At 71.7% G+C, this 15,072-nt stretch carries 17 protein-coding genes and 1 tRNA gene; 12 read left to right on the top strand and 6 right to left on the bottom strand.

The window, feature by feature from the left end; translation table 11 throughout:
• The first annotated feature begins 279 nt into the window (after positions 1 to 279).
• The 3 genes from AB0F04_RS06270 (at position 280) to AB0F04_RS06280 (ending at position 1,488) form a co-directional block, all read left to right on the top strand.
• Positions 280 to 648, top strand: a complete 369-nt coding sequence (locus tag AB0F04_RS06270; protein ID WP_362038317.1) for a hypothetical protein — start codon at positions 280 to 282, stop codon at positions 646 to 648.
• Positions 649 to 782: 134 nt separating this feature from the next.
• Positions 783 to 1,421 carry a bifunctional DNA primase/polymerase gene (locus AB0F04_RS06275; protein WP_362038319.1) on the top strand — a complete coding sequence of 213 codons (639 nt, stop codon included), beginning with the start codon at positions 783 to 785 and terminating at the stop codon, positions 1,419 to 1,421.
• A tRNA-Lys gene (locus tag AB0F04_RS06280) sits at positions 1,412 to 1,488 on the top strand. The genes AB0F04_RS06275 and AB0F04_RS06280 overlap by 10 nt, the downstream gene beginning before the upstream one ends.
• A gap of 56 nt (positions 1,489 to 1,544) precedes the next feature.
• Here the strand turns inward: AB0F04_RS06280 and AB0F04_RS06285 are convergent.
• Positions 1,545 to 2,810: a M6 family metalloprotease domain-containing protein gene (locus AB0F04_RS06285; protein WP_362038321.1), complete on the bottom strand. Its 1,266-nt coding sequence runs from the start codon at positions 2,808 to 2,810 to the stop codon at positions 1,545 to 1,547.
• A 309-nt stretch (positions 2,811 to 3,119) separates the two neighbouring features.
• On the opposite strand from AB0F04_RS06285, the gene AB0F04_RS06290 reads away from it, so the two are divergent.
• On the top strand, positions 3,120 to 4,985 hold the full coding sequence (locus AB0F04_RS06290; RefSeq protein WP_362038323.1) for an EAL domain-containing protein: 1,866 nt from the start codon (positions 3,120 to 3,122) through the stop codon (positions 4,983 to 4,985).
• On the opposite strand, the gene AB0F04_RS06295 is transcribed toward AB0F04_RS06290, so the two are convergent.
• Positions 4,955 to 6,073 (bottom strand): LLM class flavin-dependent oxidoreductase, encoded by a 1,119-nt coding sequence (locus AB0F04_RS06295; RefSeq protein WP_362038326.1) that lies wholly within the window; start codon positions 6,071 to 6,073, stop codon positions 4,955 to 4,957. The two genes, AB0F04_RS06290 and AB0F04_RS06295, sit on opposite strands and share 31 nt — an antisense overlap.
• Before the next feature lie 92 nt (positions 6,074 to 6,165).
• On the bottom strand, positions 6,166 to 6,435 hold the full coding sequence (locus tag AB0F04_RS06300) for a hypothetical protein (RefSeq protein ID WP_362038328.1): 270 nt from the start codon (positions 6,433 to 6,435) through the stop codon (positions 6,166 to 6,168).
• 260 nt (positions 6,436 to 6,695) lie between these two features.
• On the opposite strand from AB0F04_RS06300, the gene AB0F04_RS06305 reads away from it, so the two are divergent.
• Positions 6,696 to 6,917, top strand: coding sequence for a hypothetical protein (locus tag AB0F04_RS06305; protein WP_362038330.1), 222 nt, complete (start codon positions 6,696 to 6,698; stop codon positions 6,915 to 6,917).
• Positions 6,914 to 7,177: a hypothetical protein gene (locus AB0F04_RS06310; RefSeq protein WP_362038332.1), complete on the top strand. Its 264-nt coding sequence runs from the start codon at positions 6,914 to 6,916 to the stop codon at positions 7,175 to 7,177. The genes AB0F04_RS06305 and AB0F04_RS06310 overlap by 4 nt, the downstream gene beginning before the upstream one ends.
• A gap of 42 nt (positions 7,178 to 7,219) precedes the next feature.
• Here AB0F04_RS06310 and AB0F04_RS06315 read toward each other — a convergent pair whose 3' ends face one another.
• Positions 7,220 to 7,951, bottom strand: a complete 732-nt coding sequence (locus tag AB0F04_RS06315; RefSeq protein WP_362038334.1) for an aspartate/glutamate racemase family protein — start codon at positions 7,949 to 7,951, stop codon at positions 7,220 to 7,222.
• Positions 7,948 to 8,763 carry an aspartate/glutamate racemase family protein gene (locus AB0F04_RS06320; RefSeq protein ID WP_362038337.1) on the bottom strand — a complete coding sequence of 272 codons (816 nt, stop codon included), beginning with the start codon at positions 8,761 to 8,763 and terminating at the stop codon, positions 7,948 to 7,950. The genes AB0F04_RS06315 and AB0F04_RS06320 overlap by 4 nt, the downstream gene beginning before the upstream one ends.
• A gap of 197 nt (positions 8,764 to 8,960) precedes the next feature.
• On the opposite strand from AB0F04_RS06320, the gene AB0F04_RS06325 reads away from it, so the two are divergent.
• Complete coding sequence (locus tag AB0F04_RS06325) at positions 8,961 to 9,908, top strand: D-2-hydroxyacid dehydrogenase (RefSeq protein ID WP_362038339.1); 948 nt, start codon at positions 8,961 to 8,963, stop codon at positions 9,906 to 9,908.
• Between the two features lie 25 nt (positions 9,909 to 9,933).
• Entirely contained in the window at positions 9,934 to 11,343 is a 1,410-nt protein-coding gene (locus AB0F04_RS06330; protein ID WP_362038341.1) for an amidase, read from the top strand.
• Here the strand turns inward: AB0F04_RS06330 and AB0F04_RS06335 are convergent.
• Positions 11,324 to 11,818, bottom strand: a complete 495-nt coding sequence (locus AB0F04_RS06335) for a DUF3830 family protein (protein ID WP_359627871.1) — start codon at positions 11,816 to 11,818, stop codon at positions 11,324 to 11,326. The genes AB0F04_RS06330 and AB0F04_RS06335 overlap by 20 nt on opposite strands.
• Before the next feature lie 106 nt (positions 11,819 to 11,924).
• Between AB0F04_RS06335 and ehuB the strand changes: the two genes are divergently transcribed.
• The 4 genes from ehuB to ehuA are packed head-to-tail and all read left to right on the top strand — an operon-like array spanning position 11,925 to position 15,001.
• Positions 11,925 to 12,854 (top strand): ectoine/hydroxyectoine ABC transporter substrate-binding protein EhuB, encoded by a 930-nt coding sequence (gene ehuB, locus AB0F04_RS06340; protein WP_362038344.1) that lies wholly within the window; start codon positions 11,925 to 11,927, stop codon positions 12,852 to 12,854.
• Entirely contained in the window at positions 12,851 to 13,567 is a 717-nt protein-coding gene (gene ehuC / locus AB0F04_RS06345) for an ectoine/hydroxyectoine ABC transporter permease subunit EhuC (RefSeq protein ID WP_362038345.1), read from the top strand. Before ehuB ends, ehuC begins: the two co-directional genes overlap by 4 nt.
• A complete protein-coding gene (ehuD, locus tag AB0F04_RS06350; protein WP_362038347.1) occupies positions 13,564 to 14,214 on the top strand; it encodes an ectoine/hydroxyectoine ABC transporter permease subunit EhuD in 651 nt (216 codons plus the stop codon). The genes ehuC and ehuD overlap by 4 nt, the downstream gene beginning before the upstream one ends.
• Positions 14,215 to 14,218: 4 nt before the next feature.
• Entirely contained in the window at positions 14,219 to 15,001 is a 783-nt protein-coding gene (gene ehuA / locus AB0F04_RS06355; protein WP_362038688.1) for an ectoine/hydroxyectoine ABC transporter ATP-binding protein EhuA, read from the top strand.
• The last annotated feature ends 71 nt before the right edge of the window (positions 15,002 to 15,072 follow it).

The raw sequence follows: 15,072 nt of genomic DNA on the forward strand, positions 1-15,072 counted from the left end.
GCCCCCGGCCGGAGGCCGGCCAGCCGCCGGAGGCGGCCGATGAACACAGCCCGGACGGCTGGGAGGCCAACCACGCGGTGCTGGCGCACCTGGCGGAGCACAGGGTGGGGCGGCGACCGTGATCTGGCCGGAAAGCGGCGTGCCCCCGAGGCTCTGACGAACACCGGGTGGTGGGGCGGCCGTACCCGCTACTGCGATGCCCACTTGCGCGCCCGCGAGACAATGGACGGTGGCCCACTCCACCGAGAGGGTCAGCGCGACGTACGAGGAGGAGAAGACATGGCGGAGCCCACGCCGCGTCGGAACGAACCGCGGCTACGCCCCGCGCCCCTGCTCTTCGAGCCCGCGGAGGCGGCCTCCGACCCTGAGCACTTCTTCGACCTCGAGTCGATCGACGACCCCCGGGCGCTGCTGGCCCGGGCGACGGAGCTGACGCTGGCGTTCCGGGCCGCGGCGGACCGGGCGGTGGAGTTCCAGGCGATGGCGGCGGCGCAGCTGGCCGATCCGCGCAGGTTCGACCGGCTGACGACGGCAGACATCGCCGAGCGGGCGGAGTGGACCGAGGACTACGCCAAGAAAATGGTCGAGTTCGGGCGGGATCTGATGCGGGGCGGCGTCGAGGGATGGGGGCCCGGCGGCACCGCCTGAGAGGCCCTGCCGTCACCCCTTACTGATCACGTGGCATATGCCAGGCGGGCAAGATACTCCCTCCCACCCGCTCCTGTCCCGATTTCGCACAACCCTCGGGAGCCGGACGCTCACGCGGGGTAGACATGCCTGCCATGAGCAGCGCATGGAACGCCTCCGATGTCACCCCGGACGGGGCCGCCTGGCTCGCCTCGGCAGGAACGTATCCGCGAAGCACGCTCGCCCTCTGGGAGGAGCGGCCGGACGCGCCGGTCGTGCTGCCCTGCGGCTCGGTCTTCGACGTGGTCAGCGCGCCCGCGATGTTCGGCCGACGCATGCTCGACCGGCTGTGGGACGACGGCCCCGGCTCGGGGCCGGTCGCGGAGTTCCGCGGCCGGATGCTGCTGTTCGCCGCCCCGGGGACGGCCCAGCGGCTCCCCGTGCTGCTGGAGTGGGAGGAGTGGGGCACCCGCGGCCGGGGCCGGGACGCCCGGGACGCCCGCCGTACGAACGCCGTACCGCCCCTGCTGTGCCACGGCACCGGCGACGCGGTGACCGTCCCGGCCCCGTCGGAGAGCACCTCCCCCACCGCCCGGGCGTCCACGGAAACCGCCGCCCCCGCCCGCTCCGCCACCCGCTGGCTCGTCGCCCCCGACACCCGTCAGCCCTGGCTGCCCGGGCCCGAGGTACTGCTCTGGGCGGCCGTCCGGGCGGCCCGCTCGGCGGTGCGGATTTCGATTTTTCCTCCCGCCGACCAGGGTGCTAAGGTCTACGACGTCAGCAGGCGCCGCTAGCTCAGTTGGTTAGAGCAGCTGACTCTTAATCAGCGGGTCCGGGGTTCGAGTCCCTGGCGGCGCACCAGACGGTAAGAGGCCTCTCGCGAGAGCGAGGGGCCTCTTGCGTGTCCCGGAACACCCTCAGCGCCCCACCGCGATCTTCACCGTCCACGCCCCGGAGGCCGTACGCCCCTCCACCTTCACCCGCACCCCTTCCCCCGGCACCGTGAAGCTCTCCCCGATGCCGATCGGGGCGTCGGCGAGGGGTGGGTAGACGGAGTTCTCCCAGCACGCGTCGGTGTGCGGATGGGCGTCGATCACCTCGATGGGTCCGCTCCCGGACTGCGCCCCGCCCCGCACCCGGTACACCAGCACCCCCTGCCGGCACGCGCCCGCGTCGTTGCCCACCGGCACCCGCGCCTCGAAGGCGAGCACGCTGTCGACCCCCGTCCGCACCACAGCGAGCTTCGCGCCCCGCCCGAGCCCGAAGGCCTGCGCCCCCGCCGCCCCCGTCAGCGGCATCCCCGGCCCCGCCGTCAGCGGCTCCAGGGTCAGCCGGGCGGACCCGGCGTCCTGCACACACCGCACCTGCCGCGAGTCCAGCCAGCCCAGCTTCCACTTGTGCCACGCGAAGAGGTCGGGCGCCAGGCCGAACTGGCTGCCCATCAGGTCCCAGTCGCCGACGTGCGTGTCCCAGTCGCCCTTGCCGTCGGCGGGCCGGTGGTACAGGTCGGGAAGGTCGAACACGTGCCCGGTCTCGTGGGCGAGGACGAGCCGGTCCGGCGGATGCTGCTCGAACACGGTGACGATCCGGCGCAGCTCGGTGCCGTCGGCCCGCAGCGGGCTCGTCAGGTTCACCACCTTGGTCGCATCGGAGTCCACGCCGGGGGCGTCCGGGTCGGCGACGAAGTACACGACGTCGTAGCGGGAGAAGTCGACCCGGGGATCGGCCGCGGACAGGGCGTCGTGCAGGTAGGCGGCCCGGCGCGCGGGGCTCCAGTCCCGCCTTATGTCGTACGCGGTGGACGGCTTCGGCATCCGGATCCAGTGCCGCAGGGCGTGCGGGCGCAGGGTGAAGCGGCCGTAGGAAGCCTGTTCGAAGAAGCGGGTGGTGGCCGGGAAGTGGTCGGCGGTCAGCTCCTGCGGGGTGGTCAGCGGGTGGGCGTCCGGGAAGGACAGGAAGACCATGACCGCGTCCAGGGACCGGGCCGGGCGCGGATAGGCGGCGTTCCAGGTGTCCAGGCCCTCCGAGTGGTGGGCGTCGGTCCGGGTCAGGGCGCACGGCGCGGCCGAGCCGGGCTCGGCGGCCGAGGGGCCGGCACCGAGGGAGGTGGCGGCGAGCGCCGACATAGTGGTGAACACGGCCGCGGTGCTGCGCAGTCGGGCGCGCGGAAACGGACGCGGCACGGGTATACCTCCGGGTACGGATCGCGGGACACCGCACCCAGCGTGTGATGATTTGTCGTACTGCGTCCTGTTTGCCTGCACCGGTCGGGTGAAGGGGCCGAAAAATCACGGAAGCCGACATCCCCGAAGCACTCACAGAACGTCACAACTGGTCGGGGGCCTGAAGAAGCCGTCCAGCTGCGCGCAGAAACGATCTGGCAGAAGGGCCGGTTGGCCGGGAAGACTGGACACCGGCTGGAAGGCCCTGGGGCCAGCCTCTATGATCGGCACACTTTCCTGACCTTTCCTGCACGGACAGAGATCGAATACATGCGGGAGCGAGCGGTGAGCGGAACCTCCGAAGGGCCGGCGCCCGCGGCAGACCTGGACCGGCCGGTCGTCACAGAGAGTGAGATCGACACGTCTCCCCGTACCGAGCCGCCGTCCCGGCAGCCCTACCGCTCGGTCTTCACGGCCGCCCCGCTCGCCATGGCGGTCGTGGACCGCGAGGGCACGGTCGTCAGCGCCAACGACGCGCTCGCCGCGCTGCTCGGCACCGGCCCGGACGGGCTTCCCGGGTCCGTCGCCGCCGACCTGGTCGACCTCACCTCCGACGCCCGTACCTGGCACGCCTACCGCGAGGTGCTGCGCGGCCGGCAGTCGCGGTTGCGCTGCACGCGCCGGCTCAAGCACCCCGACGGGCACTCGCTGTGGGTGCAGGTGACGGTCACCCCGCTGCCCGCCGAGGACAGCGGGGTCCTGCTGTCCGTCGCCGACATCAGCGCCCGCCGGGAACTCCAGGCCCGGCTAAGGCACTTGCAGATGCACGACCCGGTGACCCGGCTGCCCAACCGCACGCTGTTCTTCGAACGGCTGTCGGCCGCGCTGGAGGCGGAGTCCTACGAGCAGAGCGGCACGGGCCGGATCGGGCTGTGCTACCTGGACCTGGACGGCTTCAAGGCCATCAACGACACCCTCGGCCACCGCGTCGGCGACCGGCTGCTGGCCGCCGTCGCCGAGCGTCTCATGCGCTGCGCGGACGAAGCGGGGCACTCACGGACCAGCATCCCGCTGGTGGCCCGGCTCGGCGGTGACGAGTTCGCACTGCTCGTCGAGGACTCCACGGGCACCGAACAGCTGGCCGAGCTGGCCGAGTCGGCGCTGCGCGCGGTCCAGGAACCGTTCGACATCTCCGGGCAGCGGCTGTCGGTCTCGGCGTCGATCGGGGTCGTGGAGCGGCACGCCGCGGGCACCACCCCCACCGCGCTGATGCAGGCGGCGGACACCACGCTCTACTGGGCGAAGACGGACGGCAAGGCCCGCTGGACGCTGTTCGACCCGGAACGCAACGCCCACCGCATGACCCGCCAGGCCCTGGCCTCCACCCTTCGGCCGGCCATCGAGCGGGGCGAGTTCCAGCTGGAGTACCAGCCACTGGTGGGCATGGAGGACGACCGGCTGCACGGGGTCGAGGCACTCGTCCGCTGGAATCATCCTCAGTTCGGCGTACTGACGCCGAATCGGTTCATCGGACTTGCGGAGGAGGACGGTTCGATCGTCCCGCTGGGCCGCTGGGTGCTGCGCACGGCCTGCCGGCAGGCCCGGCGGTGGCAGCTGGACCACCCGGACGAGCCGCCGATCTTCGTCAGCGTGAACGTGGCGGTGCGGCAGGTCTGGGACTCCGACCTGGTGGCCGACGTGGCGGAGACCCTGGCCGAGACGGGCCTCGCGCCGCACCTGCTCCAGCTGGAGCTGACCGAGTCGGCGGTGATGGGCTCGGCGGGCCGTCCGCTGCAGACCCTGAAGGCGCTCAGCGACATGGGGGTGCGGATCGCCATCGACGACTTCGGCACCGGCTATTCGAACCTCGCCTACCTGAGCCGGCTGCCGGTGTCGGTGCTGAAGCTGGACGGATCGTTCGTGCGCGGCTTCCAGTACGACGACCGGGAGGCGGCCGCCCGCGCGAATCCGGCCGACGCCGTCGTCGTCGAGGCGATGATCCAGCTCGCGCACCGGCTCGGGCTGACCGTCACGGCCGAATGCGTCGAGACCTCGGCGCAGGCGACCCGGCTGCGCAGCATCGGCTGCGACACCGGACAGGGCTGGCTCTACTCCCGCCCGGTGCCGCCGGACCGCATCTCCGAGCTGCTGGGCACGCCGGGCGTTCAGGCCGAGGCGGGCGTCGGCAACCCGTAGGCGTCGGCGATGAGTTCGTAGGAACGGACACGGACGTCGCCGCCGTGCGCGTTGGCCGTGATCATCAGCTCGTCGGCGCCGGTGCGCTTGGCGAGGTCGTCCAGGCCCGAACGCACCTCGTCCGGGGTGCCGTGGATGACGTTGGCGTTCCAGGAGTCGACGAACTCGCGCTCCATGGGGCTGAACTCGTAGGCCTCCGCCTCCTGCGGGGTGGGCACGAGGCCGGGGCGGCCGGTGCGCAGCCGGACCATGCTGAGGGCGGCGGACAGCACCTGCCGGCGGGCCTCCCGCTCCTCGTCGGCGGCGAACGCGGAGACGCCGATGAGGGCGTACGGCTCGGCGAGCACGGCGGACGGTCGGAAGGACTCCCGGTACAGGTCCAGGGCCGGGATCGTGTTCTGCGCGGAGAAGTGGTGGGCGAAGGCGAAGGGCAGCCCCAGGGTCCCGGCGAGGCGGGCGCTGAAGCCGGAGGAGCCGAGCAGCCAGAGAGGCGGGCGGTGCGGGGACTGGACGCCGCCGGGGGAGGTGGCCTGGACCGGACCGGGGACCGCGTGGATGCGGCGGTAGGGATGGCCGTCGGGGAAGTCGTCGTCGAGGAAGCGGGTCAGCTCGGCGAGCTGCTGGGGGAAGTCGTCGGCGCCCTCGTTCAGCCGTTCCGCGCGGCGCAGGGCGGCGGCCGTGGCACCGTCCGTGCCGGGGGCGCGGCCGAGGCCGAGGTCGATCCGGCCCGGGGCCATGGCCTCCAGCGTCCCGAACTGCTCGGCGATGACGAGCGGGGCGTGATTGGGCAGCATGACACCGCCCGAGCCGAGCCGGATGCGGTCGGTGTGGGCGGCGAGGTGGGCCAGGATCACGGCCGGGGAGGAGGAGGCCACGCCCGGCATGGAGTGGTGCTCGGCGACCCAGTAGCGGTGGAAGCCCCGGTTCTCCGCGAGCCGGACCAGGTCGACGCTGGTGCGCAGGGCGTCGGAGGCGGTACGACCGGCCCCCACGGTGACCAGGTCCAGTACGGAGAGGGGGACGGGGGCGCTGCCCCGTGCTGCGCCGCGTATCTCGTCTGCCGCGCCGCGTGTCTCGTCTGCCGCCACGGTGGGGTGCCTCCTGCTGTGGGCCGTGTGCTGTCGTTCCGGCCATAACGGGAGACTGTCTCCGGTTATTCCCCCTGAAGCGCGTCGACAGGTCAGGCGGCCCGGTCCCAATCGCTGCGCACGCTGTCGTGCGGAGGGGGGCGGTCGGCCTTCTCACGGGCCCGCAGGACGGTCCACGCGAGGGCTGACGCACAGACAAGCCACCAGGGCAGCGGCCACACGATGCCCCACCAGCGGGCCCGGGGATCGAGGAAGGCGTCCACGGCGGCGGAGACCATGGCCGCGGCCAGGCTCCAGCACAGCAGGCGCCCGGCCAGCCGGACAGCGCTTGCACAGGATCTGAACGGGCCCGGTACGGCCATCGGGAGTCCTTCACGGCACGACTGGCTGCGGACGTGGTCAGTGTGCACGCAATGGACGACGGAGGGGGAACGCGCTTTCGGTCAATCGAAGTTTCGTGTGATGTGGCGGAGTTGAGCATTCCTCAGCACGGAGTGGGCTGTTGGAGTGCGTATGCCCCGATCCGCACCGAAGAAGGGGTGGGACCGATTCCGGCCCCCATGAAGGACGGGTTCACGGGCACGGCGCCCTTTTCCCGCCACCCCGGGGCACTCGGCAGTCCATGGAGACGGGTACGTACCGGGCGGCACGAGCGGCGGGCTGCCTCAAGGCCGCGTTCGCGTCGGCCCTCGCCATGAACCTGGCCGAGGCCCTCCGGGATCCGGAGGGGGTCGTCCGGGTGGCGGCCAGGGTGACGGTGGGCGCGCTCTTCACGACCGCTCTCGCGGCCTACCTCGTGCTGTGGGTGCTCCGCCGACGGCGCGCACGGAGCGACCGGCTGTGAGCGGGGGCGGGGCCGGTCCGCACACCCGCCTGCGCGGCGCGGTCGCGGCGGGCTGCTTCGGGGCCGTGGTGGCCGGACCGCAGCAGCTGCTCGGCTCCGGTGCCTGGTGGGACGTCGCCCTGGCCCTGGCGGTCGGAGCCGTCGCCGGCTCGGCCGTCGGCTTCGCGTTCCCCTCGGCCCTCGGGCGTCGCCGCCGGGAGCCGCCCGTCCTCCCGCCACCGCCACATCCTCCGCCCCCGCCCCCGGAGCGGAGGCCGTGAAACGCGGGCCGGGCCGCCGGGGGCGAGGATCAGGCCTTCGGCTCACGCCTGGACGATCGGCTCCCTCGTGAACAGCGCGCCCAGCTCCGGCGCGTTCACCCGCCGGTCCGCCAGGCGCAGGCCCTCCCAGACCGTGACCTGGTTGGCGGTGAGGACCGGCTTGCCGAGTTCCTTCTCCAGGGCCTGGATGTGGGCGGCCGTGTGGAGGGCCGTGTCGGGCAGGAGGAGCGCTTCGGCGTCGGGGTGGTCGGAGCCGCGGGCCAGGGCGAGGAGTTCGGCCTCGCCCCACGTGCCGACCTCGGCGGCGGTGATGATGCCGGAGCTGTTGACCGACACCACCTCCACACCGGCCGCGCGGAGGAACTCGGCGAACAGCTGCGCCACGTCCTCCGGGTAGGTCGCACCGATCGCGACCCTGCGCGCGCCCACCTCGCGCACCGCGTGCGCGAAAGCGAAGGACGTCGACGAGGCCGGCATGCCGGCGGTCTGGGCCAGGGCGCGGACCTGTTCCTGCGCACCGTCCCAGCCGTAGACGAAGCTGCCGCTCGTGCAGGCCCACACCACGGCGTCCGCTCCGGCGTGCCGCAGTTCCTGGACGCCCGCCGCGAGCCGCCCGGCGGAGCCCATCTCGAGCAGCGCGTCCACCCGGTGCGCGTCCTCACCGATGTCGGTGTGCACCAGGTCCACCCGGATGTCGCTGCCCAGCAACTGCTCGATGCGCGGATAGTCGTCCTCGGCGGAGTGGCCCGGGTAGAGGAATCCCAGTGCTGTCATGTCCAGCCTTCCTGCTGCTGCTCTTCTTCCGGCAGTACGGGACCGGGGTCCGCCCCCGGCACTGCGGGACCGGAACGCGCCGCCGGATTGATCAGCGCTTGGTACGGCCCCACCGCACGGGTACCCAGTCGGCGCAGTGCCGCCCACATCGTCACTTGGTTGGCCGAGATCACGGGGATGCGCAGCTCGGCCTCCAGCTGCGGGATCACGTCGTACGTGGGCAGGTTGGTGCAGCTGATGAACAGCGCGTCGGCGTCACCGCGGACGGCCTGCCGGGCCATGTCCACGACCTCGCGGTAGGGGACCTTCCAGATGTGCCGGGTCAGCCCCATGAAGGCGCAGCCGGAGATCGCGACACCGGCCTGGGCGACGTAGGCCTCCAGCGACCGCGTCACCGAGACCGTGTACGGCGTCACCAGCGCCACCCGGCGCACGTCCAGTTCCACCAGGGCCTCCAGCAGCGCGCCGGAGGTGGTGATCGCCGGTACGGCACCGGCCCGGCTCATCGCCTCGCACATCGCCCGCTCGCCCATCATGCCGCCGACGAAGCTGCCGGACGTGCAGGCGTAGGCCACGACCTCGGGGGCGATGGCGTTGAGCGTGCGGACCGCCTCGCTCAGCGTCTCGTGCTCACTGACCAGCCGGGCCAGGTCGAGACTGACCTCGACCGGCACGTAGGGCGTTCGTGTCATGTGCAGGGAGACTTCGCCCGGCACCCAGCGCCACAGTTCGCGGTCGAGTGCGAAGTCGAAGGGGGCGACGACGCCGACCCCGCGCTGCGGGCTGGGCCCGCCGAGAAATGAGACGTCCATGGCAGGCACCGGCCTCACGCTGGGCAACGAGTGTGCAACGGATCGTGGGAACGCCCGTGTTGACGACGGTAGGTTCGGGTGCGAGCGTGGTCAATCCGCCCGGATCACTCCTTGGTCAACACCGGGTTAACTCGTCGTCACCGACCGGCGCCACGGGGCCGGCCGGCCCCGCCGCACGGCTGGAGAATCGGCTGCTCATGCCCATGCCCACCCTGCTCGTCCTGGACGCCGAACCCCTGCCCCGCCTCGGCAGCCTCACCGGCCGCGCCCGTATCGAACACACCGACGCGGCACATCTGGCCGAGCGCCTCCCGCACGCGGACGTCCTGCTGGTGTGGGACTTCACCTCGCGCGCCGTGCGCGACGCCTGGCCGGGCGCGGGTCCGCGGCCACGCTGGGTGCATACGGCGAGCGCCGGCGTGGACCATCTGATGTGTCCGGAACTCGCCGCTTCGGACACGGTGGTGACGAACGCACGCGGCGTCTTCGACCAGCCGATCGCCGAGTACGTCGCCGCGCTCGTGCTGGCGATGGCCAAGGATCTGCCGCGGACCCTGGAGCTCCAGCGGGAGCGGACCTGGCGGCACCGTGAGTCGCAGCGGATCGCCGGGACCCGGGCCGTCGTGGTCGGGTCGGGGCCGATCGGGCGGGCGATCGCGCGCACGCTGGGGGCGCTGGACATCACCACCGCGCTCGTGGGCCGCGCCGCGCGCTCCGGCGTGCACGGCCCGGAGGACCTGGACCGGCTGCTGGCCCGCGCCGACTGGGTGATCGCGGCGGCCCCGCTCACGGACGAGACGCACGGGATGTTCGACGCCCGCCGCTTCGGCCTGATGCAGCCCTCCGCCCGGTTCGTCAACATCGGCCGTGGTCAGCTCGTCGTCGAGGACGCGCTGGCCGAGGCCCTGGCCAAGCGCTGGATCGCGGGCGCCGCCCTGGACGTCTTCGAGGCCGAACCCCTGCCCGCCGACAGCCCGTTGTGGCAGGCCCCGGACCTGATCGTGTCCCCGCACATGAGCGGCGACACCATCGGCTGGCGCGACGAACTCGGTCGGCAGTTCGTGGAGTTGTACGAACAGTGGGCGGCCGGAGAGCCGTTGAAGAACGTGGTCGACAAGCAGCGTGGGTATGTACCCGGGCACTGACGTCCGGCGCTCCCTTGGAGGGTGCATGACCGAGCTCACCGACCTGACCGCCGTACGGCTGCTCGACGGGTACCGCAGGGGCGAGTGGAGTCCTGTGGAGGCGACGCGCGCGGCGCTGGAGCGGGCCGAGTCGATCCAGCCGGAGGTGAACGCGTTCGTCCGGCTGACCGCCGAGGAGGCGCTGGAGCGGGCCGGGCAGTCGGAGGAGCGATGGCGGCGCGGTGAGCCACGCGGGCTGCTGGACGGGGTGCCGGTCACCGTCAAGGACATCCTGCTGCAGCGCGGGGCGCCGACCCTGCGCGGGTCGAGGGCCGTGGATCCGGCGGGGAAGTGGGACGAGGACGCCCCCTCCGTGGCCCGGCTGCGGGAGCACGGGGCGGTCTTCATCGGCAAGACGACGACGCCCGAGTTCGGCTGGAAGGGCGTGACGGACTCGCCGCTCAGCGGTGTGACGCGCAACCCGTGCGATCCGACCCGTACCGCGGGCGGGTCGAGCGGTGGCAGCGCCGCGGCGGTGGCCCTCGGCGCGGGACCGCTGTCGCTGGGCACGGACGGCGGCGGCAGCGTGCGCATCCCGGCCTCGTTCTGCGGGATCTTCGCGCTGAAGCCGACGTACGGGCGGGTGCCGCTCTACCCGGCGAGCGCGTTCGGCACACTGGCGCACGTCGGGCCGATGACCCGGGACGCGGCGGACGCGGCCCTGCTGATGGACGTCATCGGCCATCCGGACTCGCGTGACTGGTCGGCCCTCTCCGCCCCGGCCGGCCCGTACACGGACGGCCTGGCGGGCGGGGTGCGCGGGCTGCGGGTGGCGTTCTCGCCGTCGCTGGGCGGGCAGGTGGCGGTGCAGCCGGCGGTCGCGCGGGCGGTGCGGCGGGCGGTGGAGCGGCTGGCGGAACTCGGCGCGTACGTCACGGAGACCGACCCGGACCTCACCGACCCGGTGGAGGCCTTCCACACCCTGTGGTTCAGCGGGGCGGCCCGGGTGACCCAGCACCTGGGCCCGCACCAGCGGGAGGTGCTGGACCCGGGTCTGCGGGAGATCTGTGCGCGGGGTGCCCGGTACTCGGCGCTGGACTATCTGGCCGCGGTGGACGTCCGGATGGACCTGGGCCGCCGGATGGGCCGTTTCCACGACACCTACGACCTGCTCGTCACGCCGACCATGCCGCTCACGGCCTTCGAGGCGGGCGCCGAGGTACCGAAGGGTTCCGGCCATCGGCGGTGGACGGGCTGGACCCCGTTCACCTACCCGTTCAACATGACGCAGCAGCCCGCGGCGAGCGTGCCGGTCGGCTCGGACGCGGACGGTCTGCCGGTCGGTCTGCAGCTCGTGGCCGCCCGGCACCGGGACGATCTGGTGCTGCGGGCGGCCCACGCGCTGTACGAGGCCGGGGTGGCCTCGGCCGGCCGGCCTACGCCCTCCGGAAGCTGAGCGACTCCCCCGCCGCTCCCGACCTCCACAGGTCGTTGCACGCCTCGGCCATGGTTTCCAGGCCGTCGACGACCTGGCCCCAGACGATGCCGGGCACCCAGCCGACGTCGCCGTTCAGCAGCAGGTTGTTGCGTTCGTAGAACAGGGCCAGGTCGACGAGGGTGGTCCCGGCGCGGACCTCGCGGTCGTAGCCGTACGCCTTGGTCCCCAACTCCGCCCCGGCGAAGGTGAAATAGCACAGATCGCCGGGGATCGGGGTGATGGTCGGGTTTTCCAGGGGTGGTTCGGTTTCGGCGAAGGGCGGGAAAAGGGCGTAGATCTCGTTGCGTGCGTACTTCGCGTGGTAGACGTCGCCGGCCAGCGGCAGGGAATCCCAGACGGCCGCGCAGGTGATCGGCGCGCGGTCGTCCAGCAGCCTGGCCGTGCAGGTCACGTCGCGCTTGACCAGCGAGACTTCGATGTAGCGATCAGCCATGCCTCCATGGGAGTGCCCGTCGCCGCTGCGGTCAAGGGTGCACGGGCCACGTGCGGGGCTTGAAAAGATCGGCATAACTCGGGGGCGGTCGGGTAGCCGCGCGCCCATGGCTCCACCACAGAGAAGCCCCTTCAGACGTCCCGAACCCATACCCCGGCCCGTCCCCGGGCCCACCCGCCGGTCGCTGCTCGCGGGGGTGGCGGCGCTCGGCGCGCTGGGCGCCGCAGGATGCAGCCGGGTCGCCACCGCCTCGGACGCCGAGGGCGGTGACCTGCTCGACCGGCTCCGGGCGGCGGGCGTCGTCCGGCTCGGCATCGCCGGAGAGATCCCGTTCGGCTTCATCGACAAGAACGGCGAACTGACCGGTGAGGCACCGGAACTGGCCAAGGTGATCTTCAAGCGGCTCGGCGTCGACCGGGTGCAGCCCGTGCCCACCGAGTTCGGTTCGCTCATCCCGGGCCTGAACTCCCAGCAATTCGACGTCGTGGCCGCCGGGATGTACGTGAACCCCGAGCGCTGCGAGCAGGTCATCTTCGCCGACCCCGACTATCAGATGCTCGACGCGTTCATCGTGCGCAAGGGCAACCCGAAGGGGCTGCGCAGCTACCAGGACGTCGTGGAGAAGAAGGCGAAGTTCGCCACCGGGACCGGCTACGCCGAGATCCAGTACGCCGTGGACGCCGGGTACGAGGAGAGCGACATCCTCATCGTCCCGGACCAGGTGGCGGGGCTCAACGCCGTCGAGGCGGGGCGCGTGGACGTGTTCGCCGGCACGGCGCTCACCGTGCGCGAGGTGGTGAAGAAGTCCGCCAAGGCGGAGGCCACCGATCCGTTCAAGCCGATCGTCGGCGGCAAGCCGCACGTCGACGGGGGCGCCTTCGCGTTCCGGCCGACCGAGACGAAACTGCGCGACGCCTTCAACGTGGAGCTGCGCAAGCTCAAGAAGAGCGGCGAACTGCTCCGCATCCTCAAGCCGTTCGGGTTCACCGAGTCCGAGATGACGGATCTGACCGCGAAGGAGCTCTGCGGCGGATGACCTCGGGACTCTGGGAACTCGTACTCAAGGGCGTCTGGGTCACGATCCAGCTGCTCGTCTGCAGCGCCCTGCTGGCCGCCGCGGTCTCCTTCGGCGTCGGCGTCGCGCGCACCCACCGGCTGTGGATCGTCCGCTTCCTCGCGGGCGTCTACACCGAGGTGTTCCGCGGCACCTCGGCGCTGGTCATGATCTTCTGGGTGTACTTCGTGCTGCCCATCGCCTTCGGCTGGCAGCTGGTGCCGCTGTGGGCGGGCACCCTGGCGCTGGGCCTGACCTACGGGGCGTACGGCTCCGAGATCGTGCGCGGCGCGCTGAACGCGGTCGACCCGGCGCAGAAGGAGGGCGGGATCGCGCTCAGCTTCACGCCCTGGCAGCGGCTGCGGCTGATCCTGCTGCCGCAGGCCGTGCCGGAGATGATCCCGCCGTTCTCCAACCTGCTGGTCGAACTGCTCAAGGGCACCGCCCTGGTGTCCATCATGGGCATGGGCGACCTGGCGTTCAGCGGCAACCTGGTGCGTCTGGCGCTCCAGGAGAGCGCGGAGATCTACACGATCGTGCTGCTGATCTACTTCGTGATCGCCTTCGCGCTGACCCGCGGCATGCGCGGCCTGGAGCGCAAGCTGAAGGCCGGCACCGGTAAGCCCGTCGGGAGCACGCCCGGCCAGGAACTGGATCGTCCGAAGACGACCGGGATCGGAGGTGCCGTCGCATGAAGTGGGACTGGAGCGCTGTCAGCGGCTTCATGCCGCACTTCTGGGACGGTCTGCTCGTCACCGTGCAGATCCTGGCCCTCGGTTCGCTGATCTCGTTCGCGCTGGGCCTGGTGTGGGCGCTGCTCATGCGGGTGCCCTCGCGCTGGGTGACCTGGCCGGTCGGCGCGGTCACGGAGTTCGTCCGCAACACCCCGCTGCTGGTGCAGCTGTTCTTCCTCTTCTACGTGCTGCCCGAGTGGGGTCTGGCCTTCTCGGCGCTGACCACCGGTGTCTTCGCGATCGGACTGCACTACTCGACGTACACGATGCAGGTCTACCGGGCCGGCATCGAGGCCGTGCCGGTCGGCCAGTGGGAGGCGGCGACGGCACTGAACCTGCCGCTGCGCCGGACGTGGACCGCGGTGATCCTGCCGCAGGCGGTGCGCCGCGTGGTCCCGGCACTCGGCAACTACGTCATCTCCATGCTCAAGGACACGCCGATGGTCATGGCGATCACCGTGCTGGAGATGCTCGGCCAGGCGCGCCTGTACTCGCAGGAGCACTTCCAGTTCACCGAGCCGCTGACGGTGATCGGCGTGGCCTTCATCGTCATATCCTACCTGGCCTCCCTTGCCCTGCGAGCCTTGGAGCGACGCCTTGCCCACTGACACCATTCCCCAGCCCGAGACCAATCCGGAGAAGGACCCCGCCGGCAGCACGGGCGAGCTGATCCGGCTGGAGCAGGTCACCAAGCGGTTCGGGAGCAACACCGTCCTGGACCACCTGGACTTCTCGGTCGACGCCGGCAAGCACGTCACCCTGATCGGGCCGTCCGGTTCCGGCAAGACCACGATCCTGCGGCTGCTGATGACCCTGCTCAAGCCCGACGAGGGCACGATCACGGTCGACGGGCAGCAGCTGTTCCCGGCCTCGGACAAGCAGGTCCGCGAGGTCCGCAAGAAGATCGGGATGGTCTTCCAGCAGTTCAACCTGTTCCCGAACATGACGGTGCTGCGGAACATCACCGAGGCGCCGGTGACCGTCCTCGGCCTGTCGAAGGACGAGGCGGTGGAACGGGCCAAGGGCCTGCTCGACCTGGTGGGCCTGGCCGACAAGTGCGACGCGCACCCGGCCCAGCTCTCCGGCGGCCAGCAGCAGCGGGTGGCGATCGCCCGGGCCCTGGCGATGCGGCCGCAGGTGCTGCTGCTGGACGAGGTCACCTCCGCGCTCGACCCCGAGCTGGTCGCCGGAGTCCTCGACGTCCTCAGGGACATCGCCCGCTCCACCGACATCACGATGCTCTGCGTGACCCACGAGATGAATTTCGCCCGGGACATCTCCGACCAGGTACTGATGTTCGACCACGGCCGGATCATCGAGTCCGGAACGCCGGAGAAAATCTTCAGCGACCCGGAGCTGGACCGGACACGGGAGTTCCTCAGCGCAGTGCTGTGACTACAGCACGTGAGCAGGCCGGACGCCCGGCCCGCTGACCGACACCGGGACTGGGGCATGCTTCTGGCACG

It is taken from the genome of Streptomyces sp. NPDC029041 (assembly GCF_040637515.1).
Lineage (GTDB): Bacteria > Actinomycetota > Actinomycetes > Streptomycetales > Streptomycetaceae > Streptomyces.